Origin of the sequence: Brachybacterium subflavum (genome assembly GCF_009299795.1) — a bacterium.
GTDB lineage: Bacteria > Actinomycetota > Actinomycetes > Actinomycetales > Dermabacteraceae > Brachybacterium > Brachybacterium subflavum.
In genome coordinates, this window is record NZ_VIGP01000004.1 from 412,348 (window position 1) to 426,900 (window position 14,553).

11 protein-coding genes and 1 pseudogene are annotated in these 14,553 nt (G+C 72.9%); 6 read left to right on the top strand and 6 right to left on the bottom strand.

Annotation, left to right across the window (positions count from 1 at the left end; genetic code table 11):
• Positions 1-59: 59 nt before the first annotated feature.
• The 4 genes and pseudogenes from infB to FHG10_RS12125 all read right to left on the bottom strand — a co-directional run bounded on the left by infB (position 60) and on the right by FHG10_RS12125 (position 5,299).
• Positions 60-2,981 (bottom strand): translation initiation factor IF-2, encoded by a 2,922-nt coding sequence (gene infB, locus FHG10_RS12110; RefSeq protein ID WP_152353582.1) that lies wholly within the window; start codon positions 2,979-2,981, stop codon positions 60-62.
• Positions 2,982-3,077: 96 nt separating this feature from the next.
• Positions 3,078-3,533, bottom strand: a complete 456-nt coding sequence (locus FHG10_RS12115; RefSeq protein WP_193636294.1) for a YlxR family protein — start codon at positions 3,531-3,533, stop codon at positions 3,078-3,080.
• Positions 3,534-3,633: 100 nt separating this feature from the next.
• Positions 3,634-4,563, bottom strand: a pseudogene (gene nusA, locus FHG10_RS12120) (transcription termination factor NusA); the annotation flags it as partial.
• A gap of 1 nt (position 4,564) precedes the next feature.
• Positions 4,565-5,299 carry a ribosome maturation factor RimP gene (locus FHG10_RS12125; RefSeq protein ID WP_152353585.1) on the bottom strand — a complete coding sequence of 245 codons (735 nt, stop codon included), beginning with the start codon at positions 5,297-5,299 and terminating at the stop codon, positions 4,565-4,567.
• A gap of 232 nt (positions 5,300-5,531) precedes the next feature.
• Here FHG10_RS12125 and FHG10_RS12130 point away from each other — a divergent pair, with 232 nt between their 5' ends.
• Positions 5,532-6,575, top strand: a complete 1,044-nt coding sequence (locus FHG10_RS12130; protein WP_152353586.1) for a DUF4439 domain-containing protein — start codon at positions 5,532-5,534, stop codon at positions 6,573-6,575.
• Between the two features lie 86 nt (positions 6,576-6,661).
• On the opposite strand, the gene FHG10_RS12135 is transcribed toward FHG10_RS12130, so the two are convergent.
• Positions 6,662-8,443 carry a proline--tRNA ligase gene (locus tag FHG10_RS12135; protein WP_152353587.1) on the bottom strand — a complete coding sequence of 594 codons (1,782 nt, stop codon included), beginning with the start codon at positions 8,441-8,443 and terminating at the stop codon, positions 6,662-6,664.
• Between the two features lie 112 nt (positions 8,444-8,555).
• Positions 8,556-8,834 carry a hypothetical protein gene (locus FHG10_RS12140; protein WP_227488216.1) on the bottom strand — a complete coding sequence of 93 codons (279 nt, stop codon included), beginning with the start codon at positions 8,832-8,834 and terminating at the stop codon, positions 8,556-8,558.
• A 300-nt stretch (positions 8,835-9,134) separates the two neighbouring features.
• Here FHG10_RS12140 and FHG10_RS12145 point away from each other — a divergent pair, with 300 nt between their 5' ends.
• The 5 genes from FHG10_RS12145 to FHG10_RS12165 are packed head-to-tail and all read left to right on the top strand — an operon-like array spanning position 9,135 to position 14,553.
• Positions 9,135-10,778: a sugar ABC transporter ATP-binding protein gene (locus tag FHG10_RS12145; RefSeq protein ID WP_152353588.1), complete on the top strand. Its 1,644-nt coding sequence runs from the start codon at positions 9,135-9,137 to the stop codon at positions 10,776-10,778.
• A complete protein-coding gene (locus FHG10_RS12150; RefSeq protein WP_152353589.1) occupies positions 10,775-11,782 on the top strand; it encodes an ABC transporter permease in 1,008 nt (335 codons plus the stop codon). Before FHG10_RS12145 ends, FHG10_RS12150 begins: the two co-directional genes overlap by 4 nt.
• The gene (locus FHG10_RS12155; RefSeq protein WP_152353590.1) at positions 11,779-12,780 is read left to right on the top strand and encodes an ABC transporter substrate-binding protein; all 1,002 of its coding nucleotides are present in this window, start codon (positions 11,779-11,781) and stop codon (positions 12,778-12,780) included. The genes FHG10_RS12150 and FHG10_RS12155 overlap by 4 nt, the downstream gene beginning before the upstream one ends.
• Positions 12,781-12,836: 56 nt before the next feature.
• Entirely contained in the window at positions 12,837-13,694 is an 858-nt protein-coding gene (locus FHG10_RS12160) for a class I SAM-dependent methyltransferase (protein WP_152353591.1), read from the top strand.
• 4 nt (positions 13,695-13,698) lie between these two features.
• Positions 13,699-14,553, top strand: a complete 855-nt coding sequence (locus FHG10_RS12165) for a class I SAM-dependent methyltransferase (protein WP_152353592.1) — start codon at positions 13,699-13,701, stop codon at positions 14,551-14,553.

Genomic DNA, 14,553 nt, shown 5'->3' on the forward strand with positions numbered 1-14,553 from the left:
GCCGGGATGCAGGGACGCGTCGGGCGCCCCGGATCGACCGGGGCGCCCGACGCGCGCTGTCACTTCGAGGTGTTCTCGCGAGGCTTCTCGCGCATCTCGTAGGTGGTGATCACGTCATCGTTCTGGAGATCGTTGAAGCGCCCCAGGTTGATGCCGCACTCGAAGCCCTCCCGGACCTCGGTCACGTCGTCCTTGAATCGACGCAGACCGGCGATCTCGAGGCCCTCGGTGATGACCACTCCGCCGCGTGTGATGCGGGCCTTCGCACCGCGGCGGATCTCGCCGCTGCGCACGATCGAACCGGCGATGTTGCCGAACTTCGAGGAGCGGAAGATCTCGCGGATCTCCGCCGACCCGGTGTCGACCTCCTCGTACTCGGGCTTGAGCATGCCCCGCAGGGCCTGCTCGATCTCCTCGATGGCGCGGTAGATCACGGAGTAGTACTTGATCTCCACGCCCTCGCGGTCCGCGTACTCCGCGTTCTGACCCTCGGCGCGCACGTTGAAGCCGATGATCACGGCGTCGGAGGCGACGGCGAGGTTGATGTTGTTCATCGTGATCGCGCCGACGCCGCGGTCGATGATCCGCAGCTGCACCTGGTCGTCGATCTCGATGCCCAGCAGGGCCTCCTCGAGCGCCTCGACGGAGCCCGCCGCGTCGCCCTTGAGGATGAGGTTGAGGGTCTCGACCTTGCCCTCGGCCATCGACTTGGTGATGTCCTCGAGGCTGATCCGCTTGCGGGCCTTCGACAGCGCGGCGGCACGCTTGGCGGCCTCGCGCTTCTCGGCGATCTGACGGGCGGTGCGCTCGTCGGCCGCCACCAGGAAGGAGTCGCCGGCGCCGGGCACGGAGGTCAGACCGAGCACCTGCACCGGGCGGGACGGGCCCGCCTCCTCGACGTTCTGCCCGTGCTCGTCGAGCATCGCTCGCACGCGGCCGTGGCCGGTGCCGCAGACGATCGCGTCGCCCACGTGGAGCGTGCCCTGCTGCACCAGGACCGTGGCCACCGGGCCGCGACCGCGGTCCAGGTTGGCCTCGATCGCGATGCCGCGGGCCTGCTTGTCCGGGTTGGCCCGCAGGTCAAGGGCGGCGTCCGCGGTGAGCAGGACGGCGTCCAGGAGCTTGTCGATGTTCTGGCCCTCGCGGGCGGAGACGTCGACGAACATGGTCTCGCCGCCGTACTCCTCGGCGATCAGGTTGTACTCGGTGAGCTGCTGGCGCACCTTGTCCGGGTTCGCGTCCGGCTTGTCGATCTTGTTGACCGCGACCACGATCGGCACCTCCGCCGCCTGGGCGTGGTTGAGCGCCTCGATGGTCTGCGGCATCACGCCGTCATCGGCCGCGACCACGAGGATCGCGATGTCGGTGACGTCGGCGCCGCGGGCTCGCATGGCCGTGAAGGCCTCGTGGCCCGGGGTGTCGATGAAGGTGATCGCGCGGTCCTCGGGACCGTCCTCGCTCTCGTGCTCCACCTCGACCTGGTAGGCGCCGATGTGCTGGGTGATCCCGCCGGCCTCGCCGGCCTGGACCTTCGCGTTGCGGATCGAGTCCAGCAGGCGGGTCTTGCCGTGATCGACGTGGCCCATGACGGTGACCACCGGCGAGCGGGGAAGACGATCCTCGTCGTCCTCCTCGGCGAGCTCGGCATCGAGATCGATGTCGAACTGCTCGAGCAGCTCGCGCTCCTCGTCCTCCGGGGAGACGATCTCGATCTTGTAGCCGAGCTCCTCCCCCAGCAGGTGGAAGGTGTCCTCGTCGAGGGACTGGGTGGCCGTGGCCATCTCGCCCATCGCGAAGAGCACGGTGATCAGCGACGCAGGGTTCACCTCGATGCGGTCGGCGAAGTCGCTGAGGGAGGCGCCGCGGCGCAGCCGGATGGTGGTGCCGTTCCCGCGCGGGATCGACACGCCGCCCGGTGCGGGCGCCTGCATCTGCTCGAACTCCTGACGCTTCGCGCGCTTCGACTTGCGCGAGCGCGCGGGCTTGCCGCCGCGTCCGAAGGCGCCCTGGGTGGCGCCGCGTCCGCCGCGACCGCGCGGGCCGCCGAAGCCGCTGCGGGGACCGCCGCCCCCGGGACCGCCGCCGGGGCCGCCGCCGCTGCGGGGACCGCCGCCGCGGCCGCCGCGACCGCCGCCGCCCGGCTTCTGGGCGTCGGCGAGGCCGCCGTGGGAGTGCTGGCGCATGATGCCCGGGGTGGGCATACCGGGACGGGGAGCGCCCGAGCGCGCGCCGCCCTCGCGGGGCGGGCGCGAGCCCTGGTCCCCGCCGGAGCCGGAGCCGGCGCCGCCGCGGCCCTGCGGGCGCGGCCCGCCGGGACGGGGCATGCCCTGCGCGGTCGCGAAGGGGTTGTTGCCGGGACGCGGGCCGCCGGGGCGGTTGCCGCCGCCGCCATCGCGCTGCGGGCGCGGACGGCCGGGACGCGGCATCCCCTGGGAGGTCGCGAACGGGTTGTTGCCGGGGCGGGCGCCGCCGGGCTTGGGGGCGGCGCCGGGCTTGGGGGCGGCCGAGCCGGACGACTCCGAGCCGTCCGCGTCATCCCCGCGGGGCTGCTCGCCCTGCGCGGCGCTCTCGGCGGCGCCCTCCCGCTTCGCCGCGGCGGTGCGGGGCGTCGGCGCGGAGGGCTTGGAGGGAGCGCTCGAGGGCTTCGCCGCGGGCGCCTCGGCGCTCTCCGGCTCCGCCTGCGAGGGCTTCGGGGCCGGCGCGGGCTTCTCGGCCGACGGGGCCGACGCGGCACCGTCCTGGGCGGCGGCCTTCGGGGAGGCGGGGGCCGGCTTCGCGGCGCCGGGCTTCGCAGCCGGCTTCTTCTTCTCGCTGCCGGCCTCGGAGGCCGGGAACGCCTCGCGCAGCCTGCGCGCGACGGGTGCTTCGATGGTCGAGGAGGCGGAACGGACGAATTCGCCCATGTCCTGCAGCTTCTGCAGAACGACCTTGCTCGGCTGTCCGAGCTCCTTGGCGAGCTCGTGGACGCGGACCTTAGCCACAATTCTCCTGTCTCGGTCCGGCCGACAGAAGGGCGCGGACCATTAGTTCCTGTGGGTGCTCATGACCGAGTACTCATCGGATGTCCATTGGTTCTTCTACCTGTTCCCCTGGAAGGCGAGTGGGTAAGAGGCCTCGAGATCCCGGGCGAGGAGCCCGGTGTCGACAGCGCCGCGGAAGGACCGGGCGAAGCCGCCCCGCTTGAGCGCGAGGTCGAGGCATGATGCGTCGGCGTGGAGCCACGCTCCCCGACCCGGCGCGGATCCCGAGGGATCCGCACGCACTCGGGGCGCGACCCCCTCGAGGGCCTGCTCCATGATGAGGCGCACCAGCTGGTCGCATGGGGCCACCGTGCGGCAGCCCACGCACGTGCGCTCGGGCCGACGGCTCGTGGAACGGTTCTCCACAGGGCCTCCAGTTCGTGCGCACACAGCCTGACCAGTGTAGCCGACCTGCTCGCGGAGCCCGGCATCCGCGAGGCGTGCGTTACAGCTGCGAGGATTCCTGACCCGGCGAGGGGTCGGCGGCGGGCCCCTCGGCGACAGCGGGAGCATCCGATGCGGCGGAGTCCGACGGCGCCTCGTCCGACGGGGCTGCCTGCGCGACGACGGGCTGCTCCGGGGCGGCGTCCGAGCGGATGTCGATCTTCCAGCCGGTGAGCTTCGCGGCGAGCCGGGCGTTCTGCCCCTCCTTGCCGATGGCCAGGGAGAACTGGCCGTCGGGCACGATCGCGCGGACGGCGCGACCCACCTCGTCGGTGACGGCGACAGAGGTGACGCGGGCCGGCGAGAGCGCATGGGCGACGAAGACGGTGGGGTCCTCGTCGAAGTCGACGATGTCGATCTTCTCGCCGTTCAGCTCGTTCATCACCGAGCGGACGCGCGCGCCCATCGGGCCGATGCACGCGCCCTTGGGGTTCACGCCGGGCACGGTCGCGCGCACGGCCATCTTGGTGCGATGGCCGGCCTCGCGGGCGAGACCCACGATCTCGACGGTGCCGTCGGCGACCTCGGGGACCTCGAGCGCGAACAGGCGGCGCACGAAGTTCGGATGCGAGCGCGAGAGCGTGATCTGCGGCCCCTTGGGGCCGCGGCGGGTCTCCACGACATAGGCGCGGATGCGGCGCCCGTGCGAGTGGTCCTCGCCGGGGACGCGCTCGTGCGGGGGCAGCACGGCCTCGACGGTGCCGAGGTCGACCATCACCATGCGCGGGTCCCGGCCCTGCTGGACGATCCCCGAGACGATGTCCTCGGTGCGGTCGGCGTACTCGCCCAGCACCGCGTCGTCCTCGAGCTGGCGGATGCGCTGGAAGATCACCTGGCGCGCGGTCGAGGCGGCGACGCGCCCGAAGTTCTCGGGGGTGTCGTCCCATTCCTCGACGAGCTCGCCCTCGGCGTCGCGCTCGCGGGCTAGCACGGCGACGGCGCCGGTGCGCTCGTCGATCGTGACCTCGGAGTCCTTCACCGGGTGGTCGGTGTGCAGATAGGCGGCGTGCAGGGCCTGGCGGATGGCGTCCAGGAGCACGTCGACGGGGATCTCCCGCTCGCGCTCCAGGGCCCGCAGGGCTCCCATGTCGATGTCCATGTCAGCGCTCCGAATCGTCAGCGGCGGATGAGGGGCGGGCGGTGCCGTCCTCAGGGGCGGGGGCGGCGGGGTCGGCCTGCCGATCGGGCACGGCCGCGGCGGCGCGGGCGGCGAGCTCGTCCAGCTGCGCCGGGTCCGGCGGCGGGGTGAACTCGACCTCGACGCGCGCCGAGACGACGTCCGAGAGGGGCACGGCGAGGAACTCGGGAGTTCCCGCCGGGAGCCTCCGGGGGCGTCCGCGATCGTCGACGCCGGGCTCGGGATGCAGCGTGAGCGTCCCGTCCTCCGCCACGGCGAGCAGCCGGGCGCGCAGGCTCTTCTCGCCCGGCGCGCTCGCAGCGCGGGTCGCGGCGGAGTCCTCGGTCGCGCTCGGCGCCCCGCCCGCCCGGGCGCTGTGGGCCCGCGTGATCGTGAGCAGACGGCCACGGGAGCGGCGGAAGTGGCGGGGCTGCGTGAGCGTGCGCTCGGCGCCGGGAGTGGTGACCTCGAGCAGGCTCGGGCCGGGGCCGAGGATCGACTCGTCCTCGTCCAGCAGCTCGGAGATCCCGCGGGACGCCTCCGCGACCGCGTCGAGGTCCGCGCTCCCGGTGCGGTCCTCGGCGAGATCGACGACGAGCGTGACCTCGGTGGTCCCCTGGCGCTCGCGGACGGCGGCGTCCTCGAGCACGAGGTCGTGGCGGGAGAGGATCTGCGATGCGGCGTCCCGGACGCGCCCGACGGTCTGCTCGGAGGTCATGGCTCCCACCTCTTCTCCTGTGTTCTGCTGTGCGTCCTGCGGGAGCACCACTCTAGTCCGCGCACACGTGTCGCGCCCGCGCGGGAGGCCCCGGAGCGCGCGCACGTGGCGAGGCGCACGCCCCAGCGGCGGGCGCTGACGCGGGACGCCGCGCAGCGATGGCGGAGCAGCACGACCGCGGCGGTGCCGCGCGGTGGCGGAGGGGCCGTGCGGTGATGGCAGAATCGGGCTCATGCGTGCCGAGCTCCCCCGTCCCCGGCCCCGCCGTCGTGCGGTCCTGCTGGGCGGGCTCTCGCTCGGCGCGCTCGCCCTGTCCGGCTGCGACGGCGTGAGGGTAGGCCAGCCCGCCGTGTACACCCCGCCCCCGGAGGGCATCGACGACCTCTACCGCCGCGACCTGCTGGCCCTGCTCGAGACGGGCCTCGGCGCGCAGATCGGGGCCGACGAGCGCTCGCGCGACCTCGTCGGCGGCGTGCAGGAGGCCCTCGGCCGGCAGCGCGAGGCCATGCTCACCGGGGCCGAGGCGGAGGACGAGAGCTCCGCGTCGAGCGACGGCGGCGACGACGGAGACAGCGACGGAGGCACGGGCGACGGCGGTGGCGGCGATGCCGCGCCGACCGACCTGCAGGGGCTCTCGGACCTGCTCGTGGCGATCCGCGACCTCACCGCGGACGCGGCCCGGCAGGTCTCCGGCTCCCTCGCGCGTCCCATGCTCGCGACGGGCGTCTTCGCGGCCTGGGCGGCGCAGCGGCTCGCGCGGATCGCGGGCACCGAGGAGCCCGCCGCTCCGCCGTCGGCCGAGAAGATCGAGCCCGCGCGCGACGTGCCGGAGTCCGACCCGCCGTCGATCGGAGCGCAGGTCGACTACCACTCCTCGCTCGAGCGGGCGCAGGAGGACGAGTGGTACGCGGGATATGTGCGCGAGGTGCTCGCGGCTGCCGAGAGCGGGAAGAAGCGCGCGGCCCTCATCGCCCTGAGCGACGCGGACCGCGAGCGCGCCGAGCAGCTCGGCGCCTTCGCCCGCGAGGACGGCGCGAAGGAGGTGCTGCGCGCGGCCGTGTACCCGCTGCCGGGCGGCGGCGTCACGCAGGACCTGCGGAAGGACGAGCCCGAGGCGCTCGCCCTCACCCTCGTCGAGGACCACGTGATCCTCACCGGAGCCGCGCCCTTCGAGCGCCGATCGCTCTCGATCGCGGCCGCACTGGACCAGGCGGTGCTGCTGGCGTCCCTGCGCACGTCCCTCTCGGCGCTGCCGACCCTCGACCCGGAGGGCTGACAGGCGCCGTCCGCCTCCCCGAGGACTGGACGCCCCGGCCCTCGCGGTGAGGGGCGGAGCGTCAGCTCGAAGGACCGCCCGCGCGTTCAGGCGCGGACGGCGCGGACCACGAGCTCCACGACCTCCTGCGGGGAGACCTCGGCGACCTCGCCGCTCGCGCGATCGCGGATCTCGACCTTGCCCTCGGCGAGCCCGCGACCGACGACGACCGTGGTGGGCAGGCCCAGCAGCTCCGAGTCCTTGAACTTCACGCCCGGGGAGACCTTGGGACGGTCGTCGTAGAGCACCTCGAGGCCCTGGGCCTCGAGGTCCTGGGCGATCCTGTCCGCCTCGTCGAACACCGACTGGTCCTTGCCCGTGGCGAGGACATGGACGTCGGCCGGGGCGACGGCGCGCGGCCAGGTCAGGCCCTTCTCGTCGTGATGCAGCTCCGCGATCGCGGCCACCGCACGGGTGACGCCGATGCCGTAGGAGCCCATGGTCACCACGGCCGATTTGCCGTTCTCGTCGAGCACGCGCAGGTCGAGCGCCTCGGCGTACTTCCGTCCCAGCTGGAAGATGTGCCCCATCTCCATGCCCCGGGTCAGGCGCATCGGGCCCGAACCGTCGGGCGCCGGGTCGCCGTCGTGGACCGCGGCGGCCTCGATCGTGCCGTCGGCCGTGAAGTCGCGGCCGAAGACGAGGTCGTAGACGTGCTTGTCCTTCGCGCCGGCGCCCGCGACCCAGCGAGTGCCGGGGACGACGCGCGGGTCGACGAGGTAGCGGATCTTCGAGGGCGCCTCGCTCCCGAGGCCCTCCGGGCCGATGTAGCCCTTCTCGAGCACGGGGTGCTTCGCGAAGTCCTCCTCGGTGAAGGCCGTCGCGATCGCGGGGGCGACGGAGACCTCGAGGCGCTTGTCGTCGATCTCGCGGTCGCCGGGCAGGGCGATCACGAGCGGCTCCGTGCTGCCGTCGGGGTGGGTGAGCAGGTACACGAGGTGCTTGAGCATCTCGAAGCGGGTCCACTCCCCCGTCTCCGAGACGCACCCCTTCCCGGGGAAGGCCTCGTTCGAGAAGTCCGTGAGCTTCGCGATCGTCGAGGCGCCCGGGGTGTCCTCGACGTGCGCGGCGGGCAGCTGTGCGATCCGGTCCTGGGACAGCGCCTCGGGGACGACGGTCGTGACGGCCTCGACGTTCGCGGCGTAGCCGCCCTCGGAGACCACGAAGGTGTCCTCGCCGATCGGCGTGGGGTGCAGGAACTCCTCGGAGCGGGAGCCGCCCATGGCGCCGGCATCGGCCTGGCAGATGACCGTGGGCAGCCCCAGGCGCTCGAAGGTGCGCTGGTAGGCGCCGCGCTGCTTGAAGTAGGAGGCGTCCAGACCGGCATCGTCGATGTCGAAGGAGTAGGCGTCCTTCATGATGAACTCGCGCACGCGCAGCAGGCCGGCGCGCGGACGCGCCTCGTCGCGGTACTTCGTCTGGATCTGGTACAGCATGACCGGGAGGTCCTTGTACGAATTGAACAGATCCTTCACCGCGAGGGTGAACATCTCCTCGTGGGTGGGCGCGAGCAGGTAGTCGGCCTGCTTGCGGTCCTTCAGACGGAACAGGGTGGGCCCGTACTCCTCCCAGCGGCCGGTCGCCTCGTAGGGCTCGCGCGGCTGCAGCGCGGAGAACAGCAGCTCGTTGCCGCCGATCGCGTCCTGCTCCTCGCGCACGATCTGCTCGACCTTCCGCATCACCCGCAGGCCCAGCGGCAGCCAGGTGTACACGCCCGGCGCGCTGCGCCGGACGTAGCCGGCGCGCACCAGCAGCTTGTGGCTCGCGACCTCGGCGTCCGACGGGTCCTCGCGCAGGGTGCGGACGAACGAGGAGGACATGCGGATCATGGAGGGCCTTTCGAACGGAGGGGTGGGTGCCCCACGGCGGCGGGAGGAACCCCCCTCCATGGTAGAGGAGCCGCACCCGTGCCAGGTGCACGTCCGCCGGCGGGCGCTCGTCTCAGTTCAGCTGGAGCACCGCCACGCCGAGGCCGGAGACCAGCGCGATGCCCACGAGGACGATCCAGCCGAGCAGCGCGACCAGGTTCAGCGCGATCCCCCAGCCGGCTCGCCCACGGGCCAGCGGCTCACGGCCGCGCGAGGAGACGCCCAGCCACAGGCCGATGATCGGCCCGATGAGGATCCACCCGGCCAGCAGGGAGCAGACGCCGATGACGAGGCTCGCCGTGCCCCGTCCGGTCTCGTCGCCGGTGCGGACGCTCATGGACGTGCGGGCCATCGTTCTCTCCTTCGTCGAGGCTCTGCGTGCCGGGCGGCGGCCGGTGCTCGTGCGCGTCGGCTCGCCGTTCCGACGGGGTCACCCCATCCTCGCGGCGCGCCGCCGTCATCGCGTCGGCCTCCGGTGGCGTCCTCGGGGCCCCGACTGCGACCTGGGGTGGAACGGGTGCGACGGGCGGCACGACCTGCGCAGGGGTGCAGCGGCCGGGTTCGGCGCGATCCGGGTTGACATGGCGCACCCGCCGCCCTCTACCATCGAGTAATCGATTTCCGACGATGATGTCCGGACGGTGCGTGTGCGATGACGGATCCGCAGAGGGCTTCCGACCCCGAGTCCGACCCCGAGGGCGAGCTGCTGCTCGAGGTCCGGGGAGCCGTGAAGACGTTCCCCGGTGTGCGCGCGCTCTCCGATATGCGTCTCGACCTGCATGCGGGAGAGGTGCTCGCACTGGTCGGCGAGAACGGCGCCGGCAAGTCCACGCTCATGAAGGTGCTCACGGGCGTGCATCGGCCCGACGCCGGCGAGTTCCGCTACCTGGGACGGCCCCTGCGGGTGAGCGGCCCTCTGGACGCGGCCCGGCAGGGGCTCGCGATCATCCACCAGGAGCTCAACCTGATCCCCGCGCTCACCGTGGCGCAGAACATCTTCCTGCGCCGCGAGGATCCCGCCGCAGGTCTGTTCACCCGTCCCCGCGGCCTGGAGGCGCGCACCCGGGACCTGCTGGACCGGCTCGGCATGGACCTCGACCCGTCGGCCCGGGCCGAGGAGCTCACCGTCGCCCAGCAGCAGATGGTCGAGATCGCGAAGGCGCTCAGCTTCGACGCCCGCGTCCTGGTCATGGACGAGCCCACGGCCGCGCTCAACGAGACCGAGGCCGCCGCCCTGCACGCCCTCATCCGCGATTTCGTCACCCCGCGCACCGGCGTCGTCTTCATCTCCCACCGCATGGAGGAGCTGCGCGGTCTCGCCGACCGCGTCCAGGTGATCCGTGACGGCGAGTACGTGGACGACTTCCCGATGGCCGGCGCGACCCTCGACGACGTCGTCACCAAGATGGTCGGCCGCCCCGTCGACACCTCCGGGCGCGCGCACGCGCCGCGCGACGCGCAGCCCGGGCGCGAGGACCGCCCGGTCCTCCTCGCCGTCGAGCACCTGCGCAGCGAGCCTCTCGTCCACGACGTCTCCTTCGAGCTGCGCGAGGGCGAGATCCTGGGCTTCGCGGGTCTGATGGGCGCCGGGCGCACCGAGACGGCGCGCGCGCTGATCGGCTCCCTGCCACGCCAGGGCGGCGAGGTCCGTCTGCGCGGGCGCCCCGTCGCCTTCCGCTCCCCCGCCCAGGCGGCCCGCGCCGGCATCGGCTACCTGCCCGAGGACCGCAAGAGACTGGGCCTCATGCTCGAGAGCTCCGTGCTGGCGAACATGGAGCTCTCCGCGCTCGGCTCCCGGTTCCAGCGCGCGGGCCTCGTGCGCCGCAGCGTCGCGCGCCGGGCGGCCGAGGAGCAGGCGAGCGCGCTGCGCATCCGCACCCCGCACCTCGAGCAGCCGATCAAGAACCTCTCGGGCGGCAATCAGCAGAAGGCCGTCATCGGTCGCTGGCTGATGCGGGAGAGCGACGTGCTGATCTTCGACGAGCCCACCCGCGGCATCGACGTCGGCGCGAAGGAGGAGATCCACTCGCTTCTCGAGGACCTCGCCGCGCAGGGCCGCTCCCTGATCGTCATCTCCTCCGAGCTGCCCGAAGTGCTGCGCCTCGCCCACCGCGTGGTCGTCATGGCCCAGGGCCGCGTCACCGGCGTGCTCGACGCGGCCGACGCCGACCCCGAGTCCGTCATGCGCCTCGCGGCCGTCGAGGAGACCCCCTCGCGCCCCCGCACCGCGGATCCCGCCCCCGCACCGGAGCGCGGACGCACCGATGCGCCCGCCACCACGGAAGGACACCGATGAGCACGCTCGCAGTCTCCCCGGCCCGCGAGGAGTCCGCCGCCGACCGCCCGCGCGGACCGCGCCGCGTCCGCCTCCAGCAGCTGCTGGCCGCCGGGACCCTGGTCCTGATCTTCCTCGCGTTCTCCATCGCGAGCCCCACGATCTTCCCCACCTGGGGGAACGTCGTCACGATCCTGTACTCGACCGTGGTGATCGGGCTCCTCGCCCTGGGAGCGACCTTCGTCATCACCACCGCCGGCATCGACCTCTCCGTGGGGACGGGCATGGCGCTGTGCGCGGTGATGAGCGGCATGTTCATCGTGAACTGGGGGATCCCGGTACCGCTCGGCATCGTGCTCGCGATCCTCTTCGGCGGGCTCATCGGCCTGATCAACGGGGTGAGCGTCGCGCTCCTCGACCTGCCGCCGTTCATCGCGACCCTGGCGATGATGATGGTCGCCTCCGGGCTCGCCCTGGTGATCTCCGGCGCCGCCCCGATCTACTTCGAGGCCCCCTCCTACATGGGCTTCTCGACCGGGACGATCATCCCGTCGATCCCCAACGCCGTGCTCGTGCTGGCTCTCGCCGCCGTGATCGCGGCGGTGCTCATGTCCCGCACCCTGCTGGGGCGCTACGCGACCGCGATCGGCTCCAACCAGGAGGCCGCGGAGCTCGCGGGCGTGGCCGTGAAGAAGTGGCTGATGATCGTCTACATCGTGGGCGGTCTGTTCACGGGCCTCGCGGGCGTCATGATCTCGGCACGGCTCGGCTCCGCGCAGCCCGCGACCGGCATGGGCTACGAGCTCGACGCGATCGCCGCCGTCGTCATCGGCGGGACCTCGCTGTCCGGCGGGCGCGGAACGATCGTCGGCACGATGATCGGCGCGCTCATCATCTCCGTGCTCACCAACGGCCTGCAGATCCTCTCGATCCCCCAGGAATGGCAGGACGTCCTGCTGGGAGCGGTGATCCTGGCGGCCGTGTTCATCGACCGCCTGCGCCGGCGCGCGGAGCGCACGGCATGACCGGGAGCGAGGACGGGACGGTCGGCGGGCCGCGTGCCGGTCGGCGCGCGCCGAGTCGTCGCGCGCTGCTCGCCCTCGGCGGTGTGGGCCTGCTGCTCCCGGCGGCCGGCTGCGGCCGCTCCCGCGAGGACGTCACGCACATCGCCCTGGTCTCCAAGGGCTTCCAGCACCAGTTCTGGCAGGCCGTGCGGCGCGGGGCCCGCGCGGAGGCCGACGAGAACGGCGTGGTCCTCACCTTCGAGGGCCCGCCCGCGGAGACCGACGTCGAGGCCCAGATCACGATGCTGCAGAACGCCGTGACCAGGAGCCCCGATGCGCTGGGCCTCGCCGCCCTGGACTCCCGCGCGGCGGCCCTCGCCCTCGAGGAGGCGCAGTCGAAGGGGATCCCGGTGATCGCCTTCGACTCGGGCGTCGACTCCGACATCCCGCTCGCGACCGTGGCCACCGACAACGCCGCGGCCGCGAAGGAGGCCGCCAAGCACATGTGCGACCTGATCGACGGGAAGGGCCAGGTGGGCATCGTCGCCCACGATCAGGTGTCCCTCTCCGGCACCGACCGCCGCGACGGCTTCCTTCAGGGCCTGGAGGAGTACGGGCCCGACGTGGAGGCGCTCGAGGTGCAGTACGGGGAGGGCGACCAGGCGAAGTCCGCTGACATCGCGCGCTCCATGGTCACCGCCCATCCCGACCTGAAGGGTCTGTTCGGCACCAACGAGGGCTCCGCGATCGGCGTCCTCAAGGGCGTCGAGGAGTCCGGGCGCACCGACCTGGCCGTGATCGGCTTCGACTCCGGGCGCGCGCAGGTCGAGGCGATCCGCGCCGGCGAGATGGCGGGCGCCGTCACCCAGGACCCGATGCAGATGGGGCGCCTCACCGTGCGCACCGCGCTCGAGGCCCTCGCGGGGAAGAAGGTCGAGAAGATGATCGACACCGGATTCCTCTGGTACGACGCGGACAACATCGACAGCGATGACGTGCAGCGGGCGGTCTACCTCTGAGCGTGCCGCGCGAAAACCCCTCGGCTCGTGCGACCCCCGGCCGCTACCGTCGGACCATGGAACCCCGTGCACAGCACTTCGCCGACAACCGCGCCAACTGGGACGACCGCTCGGCGCTCCACGAGGCCTCGGGCTACGGCATCGAGGAGCTCGTCGCCGACCCGTCGGCGATCAGTCCCGCGCTGGCCCAGGACCGCGAGCGCCTCGGGGACCTCACGGGGCTCGACGTCATCCATCTGCAGTGCCACCTGGGCACCGACACGGTCGGGCTCGCACGCCTCGGCGCCCGCAGGGTCGTCGGCCTGGATCTCTCACCCGCCTCCCTCACCCGGGCCGCACGGATCGCCGAGCGCTGCCGCGCCGATCTCGAGCTCGTCGAGGCCAACGTGTACGACGCGCGCGAGGCGGTGAGCGGGGACTTCGACCTCGTGTACACCTCGATCGGCGTGCTGTGCTGGCTGCCCGACGTGCGCGCCTGGGCGCGCGTGATCGCCTCCCTGCTGCGCCCCGGCGGCAGATTCCTCGTCCGCGACGACCACCCGATGTTCATGGCGATCGGTGAGGACGTGAGCGACGGGCTCCGCATCGAGCAGCCCTATTTCGAGCGCGAGCAGCCGATGACCTGGGACGAGGAGTTCAGCTACGTCGAGGCTCCGCCCGACGCCCCCGCGATCGCGCACAGCCGCAGCCACCAGTGGAACCACTCCCTCGCACAGATCGTGAACGCCCTGCTGGAGGCCGGCCTGGTGCTCGACTCGCTCGAGGAGACGCCGTACTCGGCCTGGTGCCCGTGGCCCGAGCTCATGGTGCGCGAGGGGGATCGCTGGCGTCTGCGGGAGGACCCCGACCGGATCGCCCTGCAGTTCGTCGCGACCGCCCACCGGCCGACGACCGACGCCGATGGTGAAGGATGAGCGCATGACGCACCCCTGGGATCCCGCATCCGTCCCCGCACCCGCACCCTCGACGTCCACCGATCCCCCCGCCCCCGCCGGCACCGCGGCGCCCCGCGGCGACGGCTCCGCCGGGGACGCCGACTACTCGGCGATCGGCGCGGGCTACCGGACCTACCGCAGGCCGGACCCCCGGATCGCGGAGGCGATCGAGGACGCGCTGGGGACCGCGCGCACCCTGGTGAACGTGGGCGCGGGCGCGGGATCCTACGAGCCGACGGACCGCGAGGTGACGCCCGTCGAGCCGAGCGCCACCATGCGTGCGCAGCGCCCTGCGGGCCTCGCCCCCGCGATCGAGGCGGGCGCCGAGGACCTGCCCTTCGCCGACGGCGCCTTCGACGCGGCGCTCGCCACCTTCACCGTCCACCAGTGGGGCGACCTCGAGCAGGGGCTGCGCGAGGTGCGGCGCGTGACCACCGGTCCGGTCGTCGTCCTCAGCTGCGATCCGGCGGCGCTCGACCGGTTCTGGCTGGCCGAGTACGCGCCCGAGGTGATCGAGACCGAGGCCTCCCGCTACCCGGCTCCCGCACGCATCGCCGAGATCCTGGGCGGCGACGCGGAGGTGCGGGAGCTGCCGATCCCGCGCGGCTGCACCGACGGCTTCGGCGAGGCCTACTTCGGCAGGCCCGAGGCCCTGCTGGATCCGGGCGCGCGCACGGCGAACTCCGCGTGGAGCTTCGTCGGTCCCGAGGCGGCCGAGCGCTTCGTGCGCGAGCTGCAGGCCGATCTCGACTCCGGCGCCTGGGACGCGCGGCACGGGCACCTGCGGGAGGCCGAGGCGTTCGACGGCTCCCTGCGCCTGATCATCGCGCGGCCCTGA

What these genes read in the sequence shown, in the direction of transcription:
- FHG10_RS12115 (WP_193636294.1), bottom strand. Translation starts at nt 3,533, where the DNA reads ATGCTCCCGCTGTCGCCGAGGGGCCCGCCGCCGACCCCTCGCCGGGTC.
- FHG10_RS12125 (WP_152353585.1), bottom strand. Translation starts at nt 5,299, where the DNA reads ATGACCTCCGAGCAGACCGTCGGGCGCGTCCGGGACGCCGCATCGCAG.
- FHG10_RS12130 (WP_152353586.1), top strand. Translation starts at nt 5,532, where the DNA reads ATGCGTGCCGAGCTCCCCCGTCCCCGGCCCCGCCGTCGTGCGGTCCTG.
- FHG10_RS12135 (WP_152353587.1), bottom strand. Translation starts at nt 8,443, where the DNA reads ATGATCCGCATGTCCTCCTCGTTCGTCCGCACCCTGCGCGAGGACCCG.
- FHG10_RS12140 (WP_227488216.1), bottom strand. Translation starts at nt 8,834, where the DNA reads ATGGCCCGCACGTCCATGAGCGTCCGCACCGGCGACGAGACCGGACGG.
- FHG10_RS12145 (WP_152353588.1), top strand. Translation starts at nt 9,135, where the DNA reads ATGACGGATCCGCAGAGGGCTTCCGACCCCGAGTCCGACCCCGAGGGC.
- FHG10_RS12150 (WP_152353589.1), top strand. Translation starts at nt 10,775, where the DNA reads ATGAGCACGCTCGCAGTCTCCCCGGCCCGCGAGGAGTCCGCCGCCGAC.
- FHG10_RS12155 (WP_152353590.1), top strand. Translation starts at nt 11,779, where the DNA reads ATGACCGGGAGCGAGGACGGGACGGTCGGCGGGCCGCGTGCCGGTCGG.
- FHG10_RS12160 (WP_152353591.1), top strand. Translation starts at nt 12,837, where the DNA reads ATGGAACCCCGTGCACAGCACTTCGCCGACAACCGCGCCAACTGGGAC.
- FHG10_RS12165 (WP_152353592.1), top strand. Translation starts at nt 13,699, where the DNA reads ATGACGCACCCCTGGGATCCCGCATCCGTCCCCGCACCCGCACCCTCG.